Genomic DNA, 19110 nt, shown 5'->3' with positions numbered 1-19110 from the left:
ATATCGTAAGTAAATAATTATAAAATTCAATAAATATAGTAATTAATAAGTGTTACGTTTTATTTATATCATAAGTATTATGTAAAAGTTGAATTTGTAAACCGTAATGGCTGCTTCATCTTTGTATCGTAATCAAGCAACCACAACTATGGAATTTAATAATAAAAAGCTTACTCGGACCACCACTTTAATACACTACGTTATCAGTATTGCACTTGCAGTTTTTTTAATAGGATTGGCAAATAGAATTATCTGGGATATGGATAGTGTGAAGCCTTATCCAGAGTTAAGTACTTATGAGCCCGGGACAGATATTCGTAAATATCGAGTAATTGCAGATAGTCTCGAGCAAGAAGCTCAGATAAAGAGAGACGAACTAAAATCGATCCAATTACGAATGGATCTGGAACAAACAACGCTGGACGAAAAAAGACAATCCTTTGCATCGTGGATTTCTAATCGTACGGCAACGCAATCCAATACAGTAAATGATGAGATCAATTTGCGTAATCGTGAGATGGACTCTTTACAAAATTCTATTAAAAGAATTACGAAAGAACGCCTTTTGCATAAAGCGAGTATTGAAGATTTGCAGTCCACTATAAGTGCAAATTATAATCGTATTACAGCAGAACAAGAAAAGGCCTATGAGCTGCTAACTACCGCAGTACGCGCTTATGAACTGCGCATTTTCTTGAGCAGGTTGCTGTTTGTATTGCCTATTCTATTAATAGGTGTATATATGTTACTCAAGAGAAGGGGAAATAGTTACTGGCCATTATTTCGTGGTTTTGTCTTCTTCTCGATGTACGCCTTTTTTGTAGGACTTGTGCCTTACTTACCCAGTTATGGGGGATATGTGCGCTATAGTATCGGGATAATACTTTCCGTATTCATAGGGATTTATGCTATTAGATATTTGAGAGCTTTTGTAAAACGTAAAAAACAAGAATTACAACGCAGTACAAAAGAGCGTTCTGAACAAATTAAGGAAGAAACGGCAGAGAAAGCCCTAGAAAATCATATGTGCCCTAGCTGCGGGAAAGATTATCTCATTAATGAATTGCATCAAAGCGGTCACAAAAAAGGAGCGCTGTTGCATTACAAAATCACCCCATATTGCAGGCATTGCGGACTAGAACTTTTTAAGAATTGCGATACCTGTGGCACTCAGAACTATGCGCATTTACCGCATTGTTATTCCTGCGGAGACCATATTATGAAATCGAAAACGAACTTGAACTTGAAGAACGAAGGCTCTCTTAGAAACGAAAACGAAAACGAAAACGAAAACGAAAACGAAAACGAAAACACTTAAACTTAAAACCCTCGTGTAAAAAAGTCGAATACCGAATACGAAAACAGAGAGGACAATTCCTCAAAAAAACCAATAACAACAAACAACAATTATTATGGAAAATCAATTTGAAACTACCGAAAACAAGAATTTTGAAACGTCAAAAAAGAAGGATAATACTCCTTTTGAAAACAAGCCGTCGCCAGCATTTATCTCGGCATCGTGGAGTGCACTTTTTGTGGGGATGATTGCCTTTTGTGTAGGACTGTGGAATGCAGATATGTTTCTGAACGAGAAAGGGTATTACTTTACTATCTTACTTTTTGGACTTTTCTCTGTAATCTCTGTGCAAAAGAGCGTGAGAGACAGAATGGAAGGTGTTCCGGTGACAGATATTTATTATGGATTGAGTTGGTTTGTCACGATGGCATCTATTTTACTACTCGTCATCGGTCTCTGGAATGCAGACTTGGAATTGAGTGAGAAAGGTTTTTACGGGATGTCTTTTACGCTAAGTCTCTTTGCAGCCATTGCTGTGCAAAAGAATACTCGAGATGTAAAATGGTTTAATGACAATAAATAGAAACGCAATAAACGATGGTGCGATAGTGCCATCGTTTGTTGTTTGATGAGGCGTGGTTGCTTCGAGACCCGATGGTGCTTATGTACTGTCGGGTTTTTATGTTTTTAATAAATCAGGACTTAAAGGAAATAGTCAGTAAGACGTTTTCTAGATGTTTTCGCTTTCGCGAAAGCGTAATTAGACACTAGCTTCTCCAGAAAGCTCATCCTTACTTGGATCATACTTCATAAAAAAGTTAATCCAGATGTTGCGAGAAATCCTCATAATGATGGGCATAAAAATAACCATCGTGCCTACAATAGCTAGAAAAGTATTTACTAGTGTAGCGCCAAAGAAGAGATAAGTGATTACAAAGGCAGCAGTTGCAAATGCAATCCCAACAGGATAGCTCACATACATCGCACCGTAAAAAAAGGAGGGTTCTATTTTATATTTTGTGTTGCAATGGGAGCAGCGCTCGTGCATTTTAAGCGTATCTCTAAGTTTATAAGGGTTAGACTCCTCGTACATGGACTCGTTATGACAAACAGGGCATTTTCCTGTAAAAATGCTATATAATTTTGTGCCTTTTATAAATCCCATAAACCAGAGGTTATTTTGTGCAAATTTAAGCATCTTTGCACCAAATTTATGTGAACGAATGCTTAATATCCATAACCTTTCCGTCTCTTTTCAGGGCGAATATTTATTTGAAGAAATCACCTATAGATTAGGTCACGGTGACCGCGTAGGATTGGTGGGAAAAAACGGAGCTGGTAAGTCTACGATGCTTCGCATTATTTCTGGCGAGCAACAGTATGATACAGGCTCTATAGCGATTGAAAAGGAAGTAACCATAGGTTTTTTAAAACAGGATATTGATTTTGTTGAAGGTCGCACCGTACTTGAAGAATCTTACGAAGCTTTTCAGGAAATAAAAAAACTAGAAGCGCAAATGGAGGATATCAATACTCAGCTGGCGACGCGCACAGATTATGAAAGTGAAGGTTACAATCAATTAATGATTGATATAAACGATGTGCAGCAGCAGTATGAGGTGCACGGGGGTTATAGTTATAAGGGAGAGACTGAGCGAATTTTACAAGGATTAGGTTTTAAGCGAGAAGACTTTGAGAAGATCACAGATACATTCTCAGGTGGATGGCGTATGCGTATTGAGCTTGCAAAGCTCTTACTACAGGATAATGATATCCTATTGCTGGATGAGCCTACAAACCACCTTGATATAGAATCTATTATTTGGTTAGAGACATTTTTAAGAGGATATACTGGCGCAGTAGTAATAGTTTCTCACGATAAGATGTTTCTGGATAATGTAACAAATCGTACCATTGAGATTTCACTTGGGCGCATTTACGATTACCCAAAACCATATACAGAATATCTTGTCCTACGTAAGGAATTACGTGAGCAACAACTGGCTTCTCAAAAAAATCAACAGAAGCAAATAGAGCAAACTGAAAAACTCATCGAAAAATTCCGCGCAAAGGCTTCTAAAGCTACAATGGCCCAATCGCTCATTAAGAAGTTAGACCGTATAGACCGTATCGAAGTAGATGAGGATGATAACAGCGTGATGACCCTGCGTTTTCCAGTATCTGTAACTCCTGGCAAAGTAGTAGTAGAGGCTGAAGACGTTGCAAAGAACTATGGAGACAAAAAAGTGCTTCAAAATATAGATTTACTTATCGAGCGGGATACAAAAACTGCTTTTGTCGGGCAAAATGGTCAGGGCAAATCTACCCTGGCAAAAATCATTGTGGGCGAGCTCGAACACAACGGTAAAGTGAAGTTAGGGCATAATGTGCAAATAGGTTATTTTGCTCAAAATCAAGCCGAATACCTAGACGGTACAAAAACCGTCGAGGAAACAATGATCGACGCGGCAGACGAAAGAACACGGCCTAATGTGCGCAACATTCTCGGTTCGTTTTTGTTTCGTGGAGAAGAGGTAGATAAGTATGTGCGCGTCCTTTCTGGAGGTGAGCGCAATAGGCTGGCGCTGGCAAAACTAATGCTGCAACCCTTTAATGTCCTAGTAATGGATGAGCCTACAAACCACCTCGACATCAAATCTAAAAATGTACTTAAGGATAGTCTTAAACAGTTTGAAGGAACCCTGATAGTCGTGTCTCACGATCGTGATTTCTTGCAAGGCTTGACAGATAGAGTGTACGAATTTAAAGACCAGCGTATCAAAGAATATCTAGGAGATATAGATTATTACTTAGAAGAACGTGAAGTGACAAACTTGCGCGAAATCGAAAAACGCGACGTAATAAAAAAAGTAGCCGATAAGCCAAAGGAGACAAAACAATCCTACGAAGAGCAAAAGAAGCTCAAATCCCTAAATAACAGATTGAGCAAGGTAGAGTCTAATATCAATAAACTGGAACGCGAGATTAAGGAAATAGATGTCCAGCTTGCTGTAAACTATGAGGAGACCATGGCAAAACCTAATTTCTTTGAGAATTACAACAAGAAGAAAAAGCAACTCGACCAGTTTATGGAAGATTGGGAGAAAATAACTGAGGAGCTCGATGCGTTGAGTTAGTATTTCTTGAACTCCGCTTTCGCGAAAGCGTATTAAAATCAAAACCTCGATACATATCTGTGTCGAGGTTTTTATATATAAACAAAAGGTGCCGCGTGATGCAAAGCATCGTTGGGGGAAATAGTTGGGGGGTGCGACACCTTTTTTATGATAATACAAATGTATGATCTTCCTTGTCCTAGACGATGAGTCAATTAATAAGTGGGCAAATAAGGGGATAGGCGTTTTTCAAAATCTGGTTCCTATTATTCCGGGGAGATTCTGACTTTTTTTAAGAGTATTTTAACGCGGCTACGCAAATAGCAGGTTTAGCTTTGTCATTTCGGCAAATGAGTCGAAATCAACCAAAATTATCAGAATGCGTAAAATTATTCTTTCCCTCCTCGGGGTGCTCCTTATTATAGGGGCTTATTTTGCATCTCAGGCCATCGTAGCGAGTAATCAGAGGACTCGTCCCAAGCCTAAAAAAGTCGTAAAAACCGTTTTTGTTGACACCGTAAAAAATGGAATTGTACCCATTAATATTTCGGCAAATGGAAACTTGGTTTCTCAGCGACGGTTGGAGCTTTTTTCTGAGGTGCAAGGAGTGCTACAAAAGGGTAGCAAGCTCTTTAAACCAGGGCAAACCTACAGCAGGGGAGAAACTTTGCTTAGTTTAAATAGCTCAGAATATTATGCAACCGTACAATCTCAAAAAAGTGCATTGTATAATCAGATCACTGCTATTATGCCAGATTTGAGGTTGGACTATCCTTCCGCTTTCGTAAAATGGGATACTTACCTCAATAATTTTGACGTAAACAAAACCACACCAGAACTTCCAGAAATCACCAGCGAGAAAGAACGCTACTTTATCTCTGGCCGAAATATTCTGACCACATATTACAATGTAAAAAATCTCGAACAGCGATTAGGAAAATTTAGAATTACAGCACCCTTCAGCGGTATTCTTACTGAAGCTTTAGTAACCGAAGGAACACTCGTGAGGTCTGGACAGAAGCTAGGAGAATTTATCGATACTAGTGTTTACGAACTTGAAGTGGCAATAAGTAAAACGTACGCAGACTTGTTAAAAGTAGGAAACGAAGTGCAATTGAATACCATAGACGGTAATAAACAGTATAAGGGAAAAGTAACCCGAGTAAATGGAAATATAGACCAAGCATCACAAACAATAAACGCTTACATTGAAGTAAGCGATAAAGAACTTAGAGAAGGGGTATATCTAGAAGCCGTACTTCAAGCCAAAGAAGAAACGAATGCTATTTCTATCCCCCGAGGATTATTACAGCCAGAAAATCAGCTTTTCGCCGTGCGTGACTCTATTCTTGATGTAATTAAAGTAAACCCTGTTTATTTTTCTGAGAAGGAAGTGGTTGTAAAAGGTGTGCCAGAGGGAACTGCGATTGTAAGTAAACCAGTACCTGGCGCTTATGCAGGGATGCTTGTAAAAGTTTATAAAGGCAAAGAAAACACCCAAACACAAGACAATTAGGATGCGCAAGATAATTGAATATTTTATTAAGTATCACGTCGCAGTAAATGTGATTGTACTTATGTTTTTTGTTTTTGGCGTTGTGGGAGCTTTATCACTAAAGTCATCTTTCTTTCCATTAGTAGATTCTAAGAATATCAATATCAATGTAACTTATCCTGGAGCATCTCCTCAAGAAGTAGAGGAAGGGATCGTTCTTAAAATAGAGGATAACTTAAAGGGACTTGACGGCGTAGAACGTGTTACGTCTACTTCTCGCGAAAACAGCGGAAACATAAACGTTGAGATTGAGAAAGGAAAAGATATAGATTTTATGCTCTTGGAAGTAAAGAACGCGGTAGACCGTGTTCCCTCATTTCCTACGGGAATGGAGCCGCTTGTGGTGTCCAAGCAAGAATCTATACGTCAAACCATATCTTTTGCAATAAGTGGGGAGAACATCGACCTTGCAACCTTAAAACAAATAGGTCGCCAGGTAGAAAATGACCTAAGGGCAATAGACGGAATTTCTCAAATAAATGTCTCGGGTTATCCCGCCGAGGAGATAGAAATATCAGTAAATGAAAACAGCTTACTTGCTTATAATCTCTCCTTTGCTGAGGTGTCGCAAGCCGTAAGTCGCTCTAACATACTAACCACGGGAGGAACGATAAAAACAGAAGCAGAGGAGTATCTTATACGTGCTAATAATCGCTCGTACTACGGTGACGAACTTTCAAATGTTATAGTGCGCTCAGATCCTAATGGGAGAACAATACGTCTTAAAGATGTAGCAGAGGTAAGAGATCGTTTTTCTGAAACACCTAACGCAAATTATTACAACGGTAATCTCGCGGTAAACGTTACGATTACTTCTACTAATACTGAAGATCTAATAGGTGCAGCAGAGGCAACAAAGGTCTATATAGAAGATTTTAACCAGAAGTATAATAACGTTCAGCTTGCGGTAGTAAATGATCTTTCTATCACACTAGTACAACGTACAAAATTACTTACAGAAAATGCAGTAGTCGGGATGTTACTTGTCCTGTTATTCTTATCTGTATTTTTAAACACAAGACTAGCCTTTTGGGTGGCTTTTGGCTTACCTGTAGCCTTTCTCGGGATGTTTATGCTTGCAGGATATTTTAATGTTACCATAAACGTATTATCTCTTTTTGGGATGATTATCGTGATAGGTATTCTAGTAGATGACGGAATCGTAATTGCCGAAAACATATATCAGCATTATGAACGTGGTAAAACTCCCATACAAGCCGCAGTAGATGGGACGATGGAAGTACTGCCTCCTATTTTAAGTGCAATTACAACGACAATTTTGGCCTTTGGGATTTTTCTCTTTTTAGATGGTCGTATAGGTGAATTCTTCGGTGAGGTTTCTGTCATAGTGATGTTGACGTTGCTGGTATCCTTAGTAGAAGCTTTAATCATACTTCCGGCCCACCTAGCGCACTCTAAGGCATTACGAAAACAAAGCAATGCACCTAAAAAAGGAATGGCACATGTATTCTCAAAGCTTAGATACATTAATGTATTTGGAGACCGTATAATGAGTTGGTTGCGTGACAATTTATACAGTCCAATTTTAAGATTTGCTTTGGATTATAAATTTTTAATGTTCTCTTTTTTCGTCGTCTTTATCATTTTGACAATGGGAAGTTTTCAAGCAGGAATCATACGCGGGGCGTTCTTCCCACAGATTGCAAGTGATCGTGTTCAAGTAACGCTATCTATGCCTAATGGAACAAATGAAAAGGTGACAGATAGTATTATCTCGTTTATAGAAGAAAAGGCCATCGAGGTAAACAAAGAACTTACCGACGAATATTTGGCAGGCACAAATACAGAGCTTTTTGAGAATCTAATTAAGACTGTGGGTCCAGGAGCATCTCAAGCATCACTTACCTTAAATTTATTGCCAGGAGAAGAACGACCCAATGCGATTACAAGTGATTTGGTCACAACCCGCTTACGCGAGAAAGTAGGACCTGTCGTTGGGGTAGAGAGTCTCGTGTATGGTAGTGGAGGAAACTTTGGAGGGAGTCCAGTTTCAGTCTCCTTGCTCGGTAATAACATAGAAGAGTTAAAAGCTGCCAAAGCAGAGCTTAAAGAGTCTTTAGAAACCAACCCTGTTCTTAAGGATGTGACAGACAATGACCCGGCGGGAATCAAGGAAATACGATTAGAACTTAATGAAAGCGCTTATGCGCTGGGTCTCAACCTACAGACCGTGATGACACAAGTGCGTGCAGGTTTCTTTGGGACACAAGCACAGCGTTTCCAGCGTGGCCAGGATGAGATACGTGTCTGGGTGCGCTACGATCGCGATAATAGGTCGTCTATTACAGATCTAGACGATATGCGTATTACAACCCCTACGGGAGCAAAAGTGCCGCTTAACGAGATTGCGAGTTACAGTATAGAACGTGGAGACGTTGCCGTAAACCACTTAGATGGAAGGCGCGAGATTCAGATATCTGCCGATCTTAAAAATGCAAAAGAGGTAAGCGCAACAGATGTAATGACTGACCTTCGCGAAAACGTAATGCCCGAAATATTGTCTAAATATCCTACGGTAACTCCTTCTTACGAAGGTCAGAACAGAGAGGCAGGAAAGTTAACCGCCTCTTTAAAGCCAGTTGGACTTGCCGTGTTGCTTCTCATTTATATTGTAATTGCATTTACCTTTAGAAGCTATAGCCAGCCTTTAATGTTATTATTACTTATCCCGTTGAGTTTGCCTGCAGTCGCTTGGGGACATTGGATACATGATTTTCCTGTAAATATCCTTTCTATGCTGGGTATCATAGCATTAATAGGAATTATGGTAAATGATGGGTTGGTGCTCATTGGAAAATTCAATACGAATTTACGGGAAGGAATGACTTTTGACGATGCGATATTTGATGCTGGACGTTCTCGCTTTAGAGCTATATTCTTAACCTCTATTACAACGATTGCTGGACTGGCGCCGCTTATTTTTGAAGAAAGTCGTCAGGCACAATTCTTAATCCCAATGGCAATTAGTATTGCTTATGGAATTGGGTTTGCAACAGTGCTCACACTTGTAATGTTACCTATATTTCTTTCTTTCAGTAACTGGGCAAAAACCACAACAGATAAACTGGTAAAAGGAAGAAAAGTCCCTCGCGAAAACTACGAGCGAGCCGTAAAGGAAATGGAGGAAGAAGCAGAAAACGAAGCCGAAGCAAATCCAGAAAACAAGCAAGTGGCGTTTAACCCTAATACTGAGACTGCCTAATGAATTTGTATAAAGATCATAGTGGGAGGGAGCTTATTGTCGTTTTAGATAATGCCAGTAAACTTACGTACGAAGCGCAGCTCAATCTTCTAAAAGAGATAAACAAACGAGGGCTTGTGCTTGACACAAAAATTCTCGAAGAAGAAATAGCTCAAAAAGAAACAGCTATTAAAAATTTTGAGTATTTGTATGATTTAGGATTTCAAGTCACGGTAGATAGCTCTTCACAAGGACTCACGGTTCTAAGAACAGGTCATGCAAAGCTTATGGATGTTGTTTCTACACTTATCGGTTTTGTGCTCTCGCTGCTTGGGTTGTTAGGCTTTTGGCTTTTAATGGCTATCTTTTTTGGTAATAATGAATTTGCACTAGGAAAGCTTATTGGGTATGGATTGCTCATTGTCGTTGGGGGAATAGGCTTTAAAATGCTGAGTGGTATAAATAGATTTTTGGATTATCAGAATTTTAGTCTCGTGCAGCAGGGGAGTAGCATTGTACTCAAACATCAGGGAAACACAAATACATATACTACTGCAGATATGAGCTTACAAGAAGTAGAAGAAGATTTAATTTTAATGCTTGGGGACGAAGAAATTATTTATGCAAGTGCTCAAAACCTTAAACAGAAACTTACATTGCAGGAACTCGTGCATAAAATCAAAAGTATAGGATGAAGATAGGAAGTGTAATAAAGTGTGTGATTTATGTTTTTGTTTTTTTTGCTTTCGCGAAAGCGTATACCCAAGAATCACAGTTAGATTATTTGTCAAGACAAGAAGCTGTTAGACAAATGCTAGAAAATAATTTTGGAATTAAGCTTGCAAATAATCAAGTTTCTGTTGCCGAAAATAACACGAGTATTTTAAACTCTAATTATCTACCCACGGTTTTTGGGTTGGCGGGAGCAAACTTTGACCGTACGAGTAGTAACACAGATTTTAATGGTGCGTTAGATCAAAACGGAAATCCGCGACCAGATTTTGAAATTCTGGATGCAGAGACCACCCGTTATGACGCATCTATAAATGCGAGTTACACCTTATTTGATGGATTGGGGCGGTACTATAACTATAAGCAACTCAAGGAGCGCTACAACCTATCACAACTGGAAGCTCGTGAGACTATAGAAAATACAATGTTGCAGTTATTTTCTGTTTATTATGAGGTGGCGCGCATAGAAGAAAACTTAAATGTTTTACGTGACGCGCTAGAGATCTCTAAAGAGAGAGAAACCCGTGCATCGTATCAGTTTGAATATGGGCAGGTAAATAAACTTGAAATCTTAAATGCACAGGTAGATATCGTAACAGATAGTATTAATATTCTGAACACGCAGCAACAGTTGCGCAATGCGCAGCGTGACCTCAATGTAGTACTTGCGCGTGAGCTAGAAGATTTAAAAAGTACGGACACTACTTTAGTGTTCCTAAACGAACTTGTGATGGAAAGTTATGTAGAAAAAGCAAAGTCTAATAACGTCAGCCTACTTCAAGCAGAACAAGATATTGTAATTACAGATTATGAGATTAAAAAGACCAAGGGGCTATTTTTGCCTACAATAGGTCTAACAGGAAGCTACGGTTGGAATTTATCAAACAACCCCGCCTCGGCATTTTTTCCAGGAACAACACGTACTTCTAACACTCTAGCTGCGGGCGCTAGTTTACGTTGGAATCTTTTTGACGGAGGACAGTCTGTTGTGGGGCTTAAGAATGCAAAAATAGCGTTAGATAGTCAGCAATTGCTTAAAGAGCAGTTAGAGCAGCAAGTGTATCGAGATATTGCAAATGCAGAGGGTAACTATAAAAATGCACTTGCTATTTACAGGCTTCAGGAGCAGAACGTAATTACGAATCAGGCAAATTTTGAACGTTCTCAAGAACGATTCAAACTGGGGCAGGTGACAAGTATAGAATTTCGTCAGGCACAACTCAACCTTTTAAACGCTCAGACCACTAAGAATGCTGCAAAATACACAGCAAAACTTGCTGAGATCCAATTGCTTCAGCTTACGGGTCAATTGCTTAATGTTGATTTTTAAGAAGTACGCTTTCGCGAAAGCGTAAAAAAAACTAACAATATAGTATGTACGAACATTTTTTCCAATGCCCCTACTGCTGGGAGGAGATATCTATGTTACTAGACCCTTCTGTCTCTGCTACATATGTAGAGGATTGTGAAGTATGCTGCAATCCAATAGAGGTGATGGCCAGATTTGAGAGTGGAGAGTTGTCAGAATTTTCTGCTCAGGATATAGAGCAATAAAGCGTATCTTATAAGCAGTAATGGTATTCTAATTTATTTATGTTATAGTTTTAAATTTCATCCTTTGAAGGTGAGTTAAACGAGTTAACGGTTAGTGTTTGTATTAGAGTTAAAATGAAGTCTTATGATAGTCGAACTCAATATTGCAGGTGATACGGTAGGATTTGTATTTGAAAACGCGATTACTCAAGGCGACGTAAAAGCTATACAGCGCAAGATAAAAGAAACACTATCTTCTAACGCAAACATCAATTTATATTTAGAAGAAGATGAGGTGGACGATATAAAAATGGGGGCTTTTATGAATCAGGTATTTTTTGATGTAAAACACAGCGCAAATATTAGAAAAATAGCAATAGTAAGCGATCGAAAATGGATTCAAGCGATTACGATAGCAAAGGATATCTTAGTGCAGGCTAATGTTGAGGCATTTACTCTTAAAGAACGCGTAGATGCTATTTGTTGGATAATGAAGTGACTAAAGGTTGTCGTCAGAATTTAAGACAATGTTTTTAGGAGACCGTTTCTCAAGTTGAGCCAGAGGTAGTTAAAAAATGATTTTGTCGTATCCCTTTGAACAGTTACGCTACCCTCAGTAAATGCGCCTTCATCACTTTTACTATTATTTCTTATAAAGATATTTGCTACTTTGGATAGTAACTTATTTATCCCAATGCCCTTTTTTTGCATTAATTCTATTTTAAAGTTTTCATACTTCATACGCATATCAATAGTTGATCTACTATTATTACCATCTACGGTAAAGTACAGTTTATCTGTCATACCAGTAAGCTTGACATTAAGGTTGGGCTCGGTAAACGGATTTAAATCTGCCGATGGTAGCTTGCCTACCTCTCCTTTTAATAAGAATTTATCTGTCTGGTCATTGACATCAAAACCCCAGCCTACTTTTATAGGAGTTGTTTTCATAAATATTGCAGAAATGTTAATTTCTGTTTTAATTCCAATCTCATAGGTGTTGCTCAGATTAACAATCTCTGTACTGATTTTTTTGAAAGTTATGGCACCACCATTATTCTCTTTTTTTATTCTCTCATTATAGCTTATGCTGCCGTCTTTGATGCTGAGTGTGTCTATGGTAAGGTCAAAAGGAATGTCTCGTATCATCTTGCTGTAAAGCGATTTTTCACTCAGATCGTCTGCAACGAGTTTGTCTCTATAAATGTCTAAAGAAGGATTCTTCATATTAATTTGCCTACTGGACCCAAAGAATTTTGCTTCGATAAATCCAAAATTTAATGCTTCTATATTAACCTGATCTACCTTTAAATTATAATGGTCTCTTTCATTAGGAGTTGTTTGAGACAATTGGTGTCTCGAGTACTTTGTTTTTAAGTTTATAGTATCTAACTGAGCTCTATTCTTTTCAATTAAAAAATGAGAAAGAGTTAAGTTTTCATACGGACCCGCTTGTAAGAAAATTTGAGAGCCTTCTGCATTATAACCTGAATATTTGAAGGGGATTTTTTGGGTGAGTGTTTTCTGGTTAATTAAGATGTCGTCTATCTCAAGAGTAAGTGCATCTCCAGAAAACAGTAGAGGATCTTTTTTGCCATTGTATATTTTAAGCTGCGCGTTGTCTACACTCAATTCCTCTACAATTAAATCTTTGTAAAGTTGGACTAAGGGTGTACGCTCATTTATGCTTCCCTCTGGGTGAAATTTATCGATGTAATATTCAATTTTTGCAGATTGGATTTTTATATCTTCAATAGTAATCTTATCCTTTAATACGTAGTCCCAGTAGCTCACATCTTCTAATATAAATTTTTCTGCCAGTACTCTGGTGTGAATTATGGTATCCATTTTATTACCTATTAAGACTTTTGGGTTCAGGCAATGAACTGTTCCTTCAAAAATATTAAGTGTAAGATCGTCATATTGTAGATTTATATGATTGGGAAGTCGGTTTTCCAGAAAGTAGGTGATTTTATTTTTGATTGTAAAGTTTGTATAAAACCAACCAATTATTATCAATAAAAGGAGTGTTGTTAGGCTTAGAAGTGAGGTGCGTAAAATTTTATTCATAACATAAATATACCCTATCAAGCAACTTAGCCTCAAACTTTATGATTAAATGTTAAATAGATGGTTTCTATTTTGTGTAGAGCAATAATATGTTGTATATTTGCCGTCCAATAACGCAGTACTGATGGCCTATCAAGAAACGTGTTGTTGGATACATACATCGCGAGGTAGAGCAGTAGGCAGCTCGTCGGGCTCATAACCCGAAGGTCACTGGTTCGAGTCCAGTCCTCGCTACTAAGCAAGAAAGTCATAACTTTAAAGTTGTGACTTTTTTTATGTGAGGAAATCTTACAAACTAGGAAAGGCACTCATACTAATCGCAGCAGAATTCACTCTAGTATTCTCTAGTTATTAAAAAGCTATAAAATAATTCAGAATTTGTAATGCCAGCATTACAACCCTGCTGCGTTATAAAGCTTGGCATTTGCTGAGAGGCCTTTTACTAAAATTTCATTTGCCTTAAGCTGTGCATCTATTAATTTTTGTTCTCGGGAGTTTATCAAAAACAGAGAGCTTTCACCTAAAAAGAATTTACGTTCCTCTGCCTGGACTAATGCTTGGTAATCTACCACAATATCTGCGATAAGTGCATTTTGCTTAGTGAGTGAGGTAATTTCTGCTTGAGTAGCATCAAGTTTATTCTGTATAGATAGGGAAGTGGCCGTGCGTTCATATTCAGCATCTTGAACCTTAAGCTTTGCGAGCTTCAAATCACCACGTTCCTTTCGAAGGAAAATAGGAAAACTCACATCTACAAAGGCTTTGTAGTTTGCAGTATTAAAACTATTGATCTGATCTGCCTCTGGCGATAGGAAGTTATATTGTAAATTTACTTTAGGTAAGAGTTTGTTCTTTTTAAGAAATCTATCTACCTCAAGCCCTTCTATTTTTGCATCTAGGCTTACTAATTTTGGATGGTTCTCTAGTAAGAATGCGGCATCTGTAATGCCACTTAATAATAATGAATTCTCAAGACTTTCTTGCTCAGGAAGTACTGGATTTATACCTTCTTGAATTTCAAGAGGAATACCGTCTAGCCATAAAAAATTACTCACAACGAGTCTGGTCTTTTGCATTTTGAGTTGTGCTGCCTCGAGACTTAAAATTCTATTTTGTGCTGCAATGCGGGCTTCTGTAATGTCTATTGCGGCTTTATCCCCTTCAGCGACACTTCGTTCAACAGCTTTTAATCGTGTCGTGGCATTTTCTAAGAATGTGTTGTAAATGCGTTGCTCATTTACTGCTTCTAGCCAGTCAAAGTATGCCAGACTTGCTTCAAATATTAAATTGTTTACTAATAAATCCCTGTCTGCTTTTGTTTGCTGTTCAAAAAAACGTGCTTTTTTAAGCGTTGCCATACGTTCATTTATGAGCAATCCTTGAGCCAGTGAAAAGGAAACGCCAGCACTGTATAATCCTTCATCAGGAACATTGAGATTGGGGTTTAAAAATTCTCCAGTGTTTTCTTCAAAGTTTCCCTTTAATTCAATGCCATACCAAGTTGGTATTTTGAAGGTAGCATTAAGTTGATCATAATATTCGGTGTCTTTAAACTTCTTTCGGTCGTAATCTACCTCGATTTTTGGATCAAAACCACCACGCGCCTTAAGTAGGTTAGCTTCTCCTGTGCTTAAAACAAGTTCTGCTTGTTTTGCAAGAGGATGGTGTTGCTTTACATACCCCAGGTATTCTTCAAAAGAGAGGATGTTTTCTGAGGAAACGGTGTCTTGTGAGAAGCCTGCTGCTTCGACTTGGCTCAGGACAGGTTTCGCGAAAGCAAAAAACAAACTCCCAATAATAAATTTTATAATTGTGCTCATTTCTTCTCTTTATATTCTGTAGAAACTCCTTCTGGTAAGTAGTAGTCTGGTGGGAAGCCATTAAGCTGGCGCCATAGTTCATACCATATTGGGACATCTTGCAATAGGGCTATGGTTTGTGCACCAGAACCTGCTCGCACGTTTTTAGGCCAAGGCTCTGTGGTTGGGTCTGGAGCAATAAGTACACGGAATTTTCCATTAGGACTAATAAATCGTTCAACCGCGACCACAACACCGCCATAGGTTCCAAAGGAGGCATCTGGCCACCCACTAAAAACGATTGCTGGCCATCCGTCAAATACGATTCTTATATGTTCTCCCTGATGAATGAGGGGTAAATCTATGGGTCTAACAAAGGTCTCTACAGCTAGCTCATAATTAGAGGGCATAATCCCAACCAGTTTTTCTCCTTCTTTAAATGTCTCTCCCAAACCACTTACGATAGCTTTATTAATAAAACCGTCTTGAGGGGCTAGTATGTACTGTAATTTGCTCCTAATTTCATAATTAGTAGATGCGTTGTCTAGCTTACTCACTTGTGCCTCTGTATCAAACTGTGATGAGGACGCGGTAAACTTGTCGCTTTGCGCCTTACTAATTTTTTCTGCATACTCAGCTTTGGTGCGATTTATTTCAATAGATGCATTAAGTACTGCATTTTTACTACCCAGAAGTTTTTGTTCTTGAGAGATGAGCTTAGCCTCTGTTTCTTGTAGTTTTAGCCCTTTATCTTCTACATCTGCGGTAGATTTTAAACCTTCGGCTTCTAGCGTTGCGGTACGATTATATTGCTTCAGCGCTATATCACGGTTCGTATTTGCTGCAACAAGGTCTATGCTATCGCTTTCTACTTTAAAGCGGGCTTGTTTCAGTTTGTTTTCTGCTTGTTGTAGTTTTAACGAGAGTTCTTGCTTAAGTGCAACTAGCTGGTTTTCTAAGGCTTGTACTTTAGATTTATAAGAGCCCACGGCATTGCTTTTAGCATCTCGTTGCTGGCGCGTGCGTTCTGCCAGCAGTGGGTCTTGGTATTCATTTTTGATTTCAGAAATGCGTAGTATCGTATCTCCTTTTTTTACCTCTTCTCCTTCGAGCACGTACCACTCTTCAATACGCCCTGGAATAGGAGATTGGATAGTCTGAGGTCGCTGGTCTGGTGTGAGTGTTGTCACATATCCTCTACCGTTGACATTTTGTGTCCACGGTAAGAATAATACAATTACACCCACAATGGCAAATGCAATTAAAAACCGATTGAAGTATTTAAAATGTTCGGTTTTATGCGCTTTCGCGAAAGCGGGATACGCCTCTACTTTAGCCTTGTCTTTGAGATGATTGTGAGTTATGTTAAGCATTCCTTAGTTGTTTTTTGAAATTATAGTACCCCTTTCAAGAATGATATGTCTAGTGCAAACTTTTTCCCAATCTTGGTTATTACTTGTCACGATGAGTAGCCAAGGTCGGTCTGGACTCGCGAGATAGTTCATAATACTTCTAGCTTCATTAGCCTCAAAATGCTCTAGAGCATCCTTAAGCATTAATATTTTAGGTTCGTGCACAATGGCCCTAGCAAGAAGTATACGTTTAGAAATGGTATGTGGGATTTGCTGTCCTTCTGGAAACAATATAGTTTGCAGTCCATTTACTTGTGCGCGAATAAATGGCTGTAAACCTACTTGTTGTATGACTTCAAATATCCTCTCTGTAGTTATTTCTGAATTGCCAAAGCTTATGTTTTCAAGAATAGTTCCTTCAAAAGGGCTTTGTTCTGGTAACACTTGACCTATCTGTGATCTATATGAATTAGGATGCATTCCTTTGAAAGAAAAGTCATTTATAAATATGTTACCCGCGGTAGGCTCAATGACACCAGAGAGTAGTTTAAGTAATGTGGACTTTCCTGATCCAGATAGCCCAGTAATAAGTAAGCGGTCCTTAGTGTAAATGTCTAAATTGATGTCTTTGAGTATGTTCCCTGTTTCTGGAGTAGCGTAGCTTACGTGGTCTATATGTATAGTAGCATCATCTCGCACTTCAAAGGGATTTGAGCCACCTTGTGCTTCCATTTTTTTATCTACTACCTGACCTATTTTTTCTAATGATGTAAGTACGTCGTAAAAACTCTCTAGACCTGTGATGAGCTTCTCTACAGAGCTTATGACTAAGAGAATAATGATTTCTGCTGCCACAAACTGGCCTATATTCATCTGTTGATTAAGAACTAGTAAACCTCCGATGAGTAGAAGCCCAGCAGTAACTAGTACCTTAAAGCCAATCATTTGGATTAATTGAAGTAACAAGACCTTAAAGTGCTTTTCACGCGATTCAAGATAGGATTCTGTGAGGTAGTTATTACGATTAAGAGCTAGTGAGGTACGCCCAGATAATTTAAAACTTACAAGAGAACGTGCTACTTCCTGCAGCCAGTGAGCTACTTTGTATTTATTTTTTGATTCTGCTAGACTAGTCTCTAGACCTTTTTTTGCAGTAAACTTAAATACAAGATATACTAGTAATACGAGAAGGAAGCCGTATATAATAAAGAAAGGGTGATAAAAAGAAAGGAGAATCAAGCCAAATACTATCTGAAGTATTGCCGCGGGGAAATCCAATAGTATTTTAGAAAGCCCTTTTTGTACGGTAAGCGTATCAAAAAATCTATTTGCCAGCTCTGGGGGATAATAATTATGGAGTTCGCTCATTTTTAATTTCGGAAAACGATATGCAAACTCAAATGAGGAACGCGTAAATATCTTTTGCTGGATGTTCTCCAGAATACGCACCTGCATAAGCTGTAATATTCCTTGGAAAGCGACTCCTATAGTTACGAGGATTACTAGGATTATCCAAGAGGTAGAAACCTGCGCTCCTTGTATAAGGTTAATAATGGCTTGAATACCCAGAGGTAAAGTGAGCGCCACAAGTCCAGCAAATATTGCATAAAAAAGGATTTGTCTAATGTCGCGTCTGTCTAGCTCGAGCATATTTACAAAGCGTTGCCAAGGTGTCATTTCTTTCATTTGAAATTATATTTTTTCATTTTCGCGAAAGCGGAAATCATTTTATTCAATTAATCTTCCCCGAGTGCCTTAAACACCATATCTGTATAAAAGCGCACAATGTCATTTTTACCATCAGTCACATCTGTAAGCGACGGGAGGTGCTGGGAAAAATAGCGCTGGTGGTGCGCCCCTTCTATTACAGTAGAAATCAACATATGCGGAAATTCATATGTAGGATTTACTTCCAGTACAAAATCACTAATACGTTGCACAACGCGCTTGTAGGTTTTATAGAAACCCTTTGCGTTTTCTTTATCTATATCTTTAGTGTGATACGCTTTTGAGGATTCAGCGATGATAATCTTATTAAGAAGAACTTCATTTACAAAAGAGATAGAGGTGTCTTCAGTTATTTTCTGGGTAATGATCTCTATAGAACTTCGTAGTTTTAAACGGGCATCTATAACATTTGTGGTAGCAAAAACGAGTTTGTACTCTACCCAACTCCAGTACCAACTTATAAGATATACCAGCAATGCATGCTTGCTCTCAAAGTAGCGATAAATTGAACTCTCGTTAGACCCTATGCGCTGACCTAATTTTTTAAATGTGAACCCCTCGAAACCTAGCTCATCTATGAGCTCTATGCTTACTCCCACAATTTTACGACCTAGCTCGGTACTCTCGGGATTTCTAAGGTAAAGTGCGTCACTTACCGCTATATGTATTTGTAGACTTTCCATTGTACAAATATAATAGTATTGCTATTGAATAAAAAAGTTTAAC

At 38.4% G+C, this 19110-nt stretch carries 15 protein-coding genes and 1 tRNA gene; 10 read left to right on the top strand and 6 right to left on the bottom strand.

Annotated features, from left to right (window positions below; translation table 11 throughout):
- The first annotated feature begins 106 nt into the window (after positions 1-106).
- Together EAX61_RS04940 and yiaA are read left to right on the top strand one after the other, a co-directional pair.
- On the top strand, positions 107-1318 hold the full coding sequence (locus tag EAX61_RS04940) for a zinc finger Ran-binding domain-containing protein (protein ID WP_121916556.1): 1212 nt from the start codon (positions 107-109) through the stop codon (positions 1316-1318).
- 94 nt (positions 1319-1412) lie between these two features.
- Positions 1413-1880 (top strand): inner membrane protein YiaA, encoded by a 468-nt coding sequence (gene yiaA, locus EAX61_RS04935; RefSeq protein ID WP_121916555.1) that lies wholly within the window; start codon positions 1413-1415, stop codon positions 1878-1880.
- Between the two features lie 177 nt (positions 1881-2057).
- Here the strand turns inward: yiaA and EAX61_RS04930 are convergent, their stop codons facing one another.
- Entirely contained in the window at positions 2058-2462 is a 405-nt protein-coding gene (locus EAX61_RS04930; protein ID WP_121916602.1) for a DUF983 domain-containing protein, read from the bottom strand.
- Between the two features lie 58 nt (positions 2463-2520).
- On the opposite strand from EAX61_RS04930, the gene EAX61_RS04925 reads away from it, so the two are divergent.
- The 7 genes from EAX61_RS04925 (at position 2521) to EAX61_RS04895 (ending at position 11934) form a co-directional block, all read left to right on the top strand.
- A complete protein-coding gene (locus EAX61_RS04925) occupies positions 2521-4434 on the top strand; it encodes an ABC-F family ATP-binding cassette domain-containing protein (protein WP_121916554.1) in 1914 nt (637 codons plus the stop codon).
- A gap of 358 nt (positions 4435-4792) precedes the next feature.
- Positions 4793-5929 (top strand): efflux RND transporter periplasmic adaptor subunit, encoded by a 1137-nt coding sequence (locus EAX61_RS04920; RefSeq protein WP_121916553.1) that lies wholly within the window; start codon positions 4793-4795, stop codon positions 5927-5929.
- A gap of 1 nt (position 5930) precedes the next feature.
- Positions 5931-9191 (top strand): efflux RND transporter permease subunit, encoded by a 3261-nt coding sequence (locus EAX61_RS04915; protein ID WP_121916552.1) that lies wholly within the window; start codon positions 5931-5933, stop codon positions 9189-9191.
- Positions 9191-9865, top strand: coding sequence for a hypothetical protein (locus EAX61_RS04910; protein ID WP_121916551.1), 675 nt, complete (start codon positions 9191-9193; stop codon positions 9863-9865). The genes EAX61_RS04915 and EAX61_RS04910 overlap by 1 nt, the downstream gene beginning before the upstream one ends.
- Positions 9862-11232 carry a TolC family protein gene (locus EAX61_RS04905; protein WP_121916550.1) on the top strand — a complete coding sequence of 457 codons (1371 nt, stop codon included), beginning with the start codon at positions 9862-9864 and terminating at the stop codon, positions 11230-11232. Before EAX61_RS04910 ends, EAX61_RS04905 begins: the two co-directional genes overlap by 4 nt.
- 44 nt (positions 11233-11276) lie before the next feature.
- A complete protein-coding gene (locus EAX61_RS04900) occupies positions 11277-11456 on the top strand; it encodes a zinc ribbon domain-containing protein (protein ID WP_121916549.1) in 180 nt (59 codons plus the stop codon).
- Between the two features lie 124 nt (positions 11457-11580).
- A complete protein-coding gene (locus EAX61_RS04895; protein ID WP_121916548.1) occupies positions 11581-11934 on the top strand; it encodes a SpoIIAA family protein in 354 nt (117 codons plus the stop codon).
- A gap of 20 nt (positions 11935-11954) precedes the next feature.
- On the opposite strand, the gene EAX61_RS04890 is transcribed toward EAX61_RS04895, so the two are convergent.
- On the bottom strand, positions 11955-13505 hold the full coding sequence (locus EAX61_RS04890; RefSeq protein ID WP_147448336.1) for a hypothetical protein: 1551 nt from the start codon (positions 13503-13505) through the stop codon (positions 11955-11957).
- A gap of 161 nt (positions 13506-13666) precedes the next feature.
- Between EAX61_RS04890 and EAX61_RS04885 the strand changes: the two genes are divergently transcribed.
- Positions 13667-13739 (top strand) — tRNA-Met (locus tag EAX61_RS04885).
- Between the two features lie 158 nt (positions 13740-13897).
- Here EAX61_RS04885 and EAX61_RS04880 read toward each other — a convergent pair.
- Genes EAX61_RS04880 through EAX61_RS04865 form a run of 4 tightly spaced genes read right to left on the bottom strand, consistent with a single transcriptional unit; the run spans position 13898 to position 19067 of the window.
- Positions 13898-15325 carry a TolC family protein gene (locus EAX61_RS04880; protein WP_121916546.1) on the bottom strand — a complete coding sequence of 476 codons (1428 nt, stop codon included), beginning with the start codon at positions 15323-15325 and terminating at the stop codon, positions 13898-13900.
- The gene (locus tag EAX61_RS04875; protein ID WP_121916545.1) at positions 15322-16677 is read right to left on the bottom strand and encodes an HlyD family secretion protein; all 1356 of its coding nucleotides are present in this window, start codon (positions 16675-16677) and stop codon (positions 15322-15324) included. Before EAX61_RS04875 ends, EAX61_RS04880 begins: the two co-directional genes overlap by 4 nt.
- Before the next feature lie 3 nt (positions 16678-16680).
- The gene (locus EAX61_RS04870) at positions 16681-18342 is read right to left on the bottom strand and encodes a peptidase domain-containing ABC transporter (RefSeq protein WP_121916544.1); all 1662 of its coding nucleotides are present in this window, start codon (positions 18340-18342) and stop codon (positions 16681-16683) included.
- A 50-nt stretch (positions 18343-18392) separates the two neighbouring features.
- Positions 18393-19067 (bottom strand): TetR/AcrR family transcriptional regulator, encoded by a 675-nt coding sequence (locus EAX61_RS04865; RefSeq protein ID WP_121916543.1) that lies wholly within the window; start codon positions 19065-19067, stop codon positions 18393-18395.
- Positions 19068-19110 lie beyond the last annotated feature (43 nt).

This window comes from Dokdonia sinensis, from assembly GCF_003688895.1.
Classification (GTDB): Bacteria; Bacteroidota; Bacteroidia; order Flavobacteriales; family Flavobacteriaceae; genus Dokdonia; species Dokdonia sinensis.
Note: the sequence above shows the minus strand (reverse complement) of the source record. Positions and strands in the feature narration are given on the sequence as shown.

Bases quoted from the DNA above. Each gene is read 5' to 3' on its own strand.
- EAX61_RS04915 (WP_121916552.1), top strand. From the start codon at position 5,931: ATGCGCAAGATAATTGAATATTTTATTAAGTATCACGTCGCAGTAAAT.
- EAX61_RS04880 (WP_121916546.1), bottom strand. From the start codon at position 15,325: ATGAGCACAATTATAAAATTTATTATTGGGAGTTTGTTTTTTGCTTTC.
- yiaA (WP_121916555.1), top strand. From the start codon at position 1,413: ATGGAAAATCAATTTGAAACTACCGAAAACAAGAATTTTGAAACGTCA.
- EAX61_RS04890 (WP_147448336.1), bottom strand. From the start codon at position 13,505: ATGAATAAAATTTTACGCACCTCACTTCTAAGCCTAACAACACTCCTT.
- EAX61_RS04895 (WP_121916548.1), top strand. From the start codon at position 11,581: ATGATAGTCGAACTCAATATTGCAGGTGATACGGTAGGATTTGTATTT.
- EAX61_RS04875 (WP_121916545.1), bottom strand. From the start codon at position 16,677: ATGCTTAACATAACTCACAATCATCTCAAAGACAAGGCTAAAGTAGAG.
- EAX61_RS04910 (WP_121916551.1), top strand. From the start codon at position 9,191: ATGAATTTGTATAAAGATCATAGTGGGAGGGAGCTTATTGTCGTTTTA.
- EAX61_RS04865 (WP_121916543.1), bottom strand. From the start codon at position 19,067: ATGGAAAGTCTACAAATACATATAGCGGTAAGTGACGCACTTTACCTT.
- EAX61_RS04905 (WP_121916550.1), top strand. From the start codon at position 9,862: ATGAAGATAGGAAGTGTAATAAAGTGTGTGATTTATGTTTTTGTTTTT.
- EAX61_RS04925 (WP_121916554.1), top strand. From the start codon at position 2,521: ATGCTTAATATCCATAACCTTTCCGTCTCTTTTCAGGGCGAATATTTA.
- EAX61_RS04940 (WP_121916556.1), top strand. From the start codon at position 107: ATGGCTGCTTCATCTTTGTATCGTAATCAAGCAACCACAACTATGGAA.
- EAX61_RS04920 (WP_121916553.1), top strand. From the start codon at position 4,793: ATGCGTAAAATTATTCTTTCCCTCCTCGGGGTGCTCCTTATTATAGGG.
- EAX61_RS04870 (WP_121916544.1), bottom strand. From the start codon at position 18,342: ATGAAAGAAATGACACCTTGGCAACGCTTTGTAAATATGCTCGAGCTA.
- EAX61_RS04900 (WP_121916549.1), top strand. From the start codon at position 11,277: ATGTACGAACATTTTTTCCAATGCCCCTACTGCTGGGAGGAGATATCT.
- EAX61_RS04930 (WP_121916602.1), bottom strand. From the start codon at position 2,462: ATGGGATTTATAAAAGGCACAAAATTATATAGCATTTTTACAGGAAAA.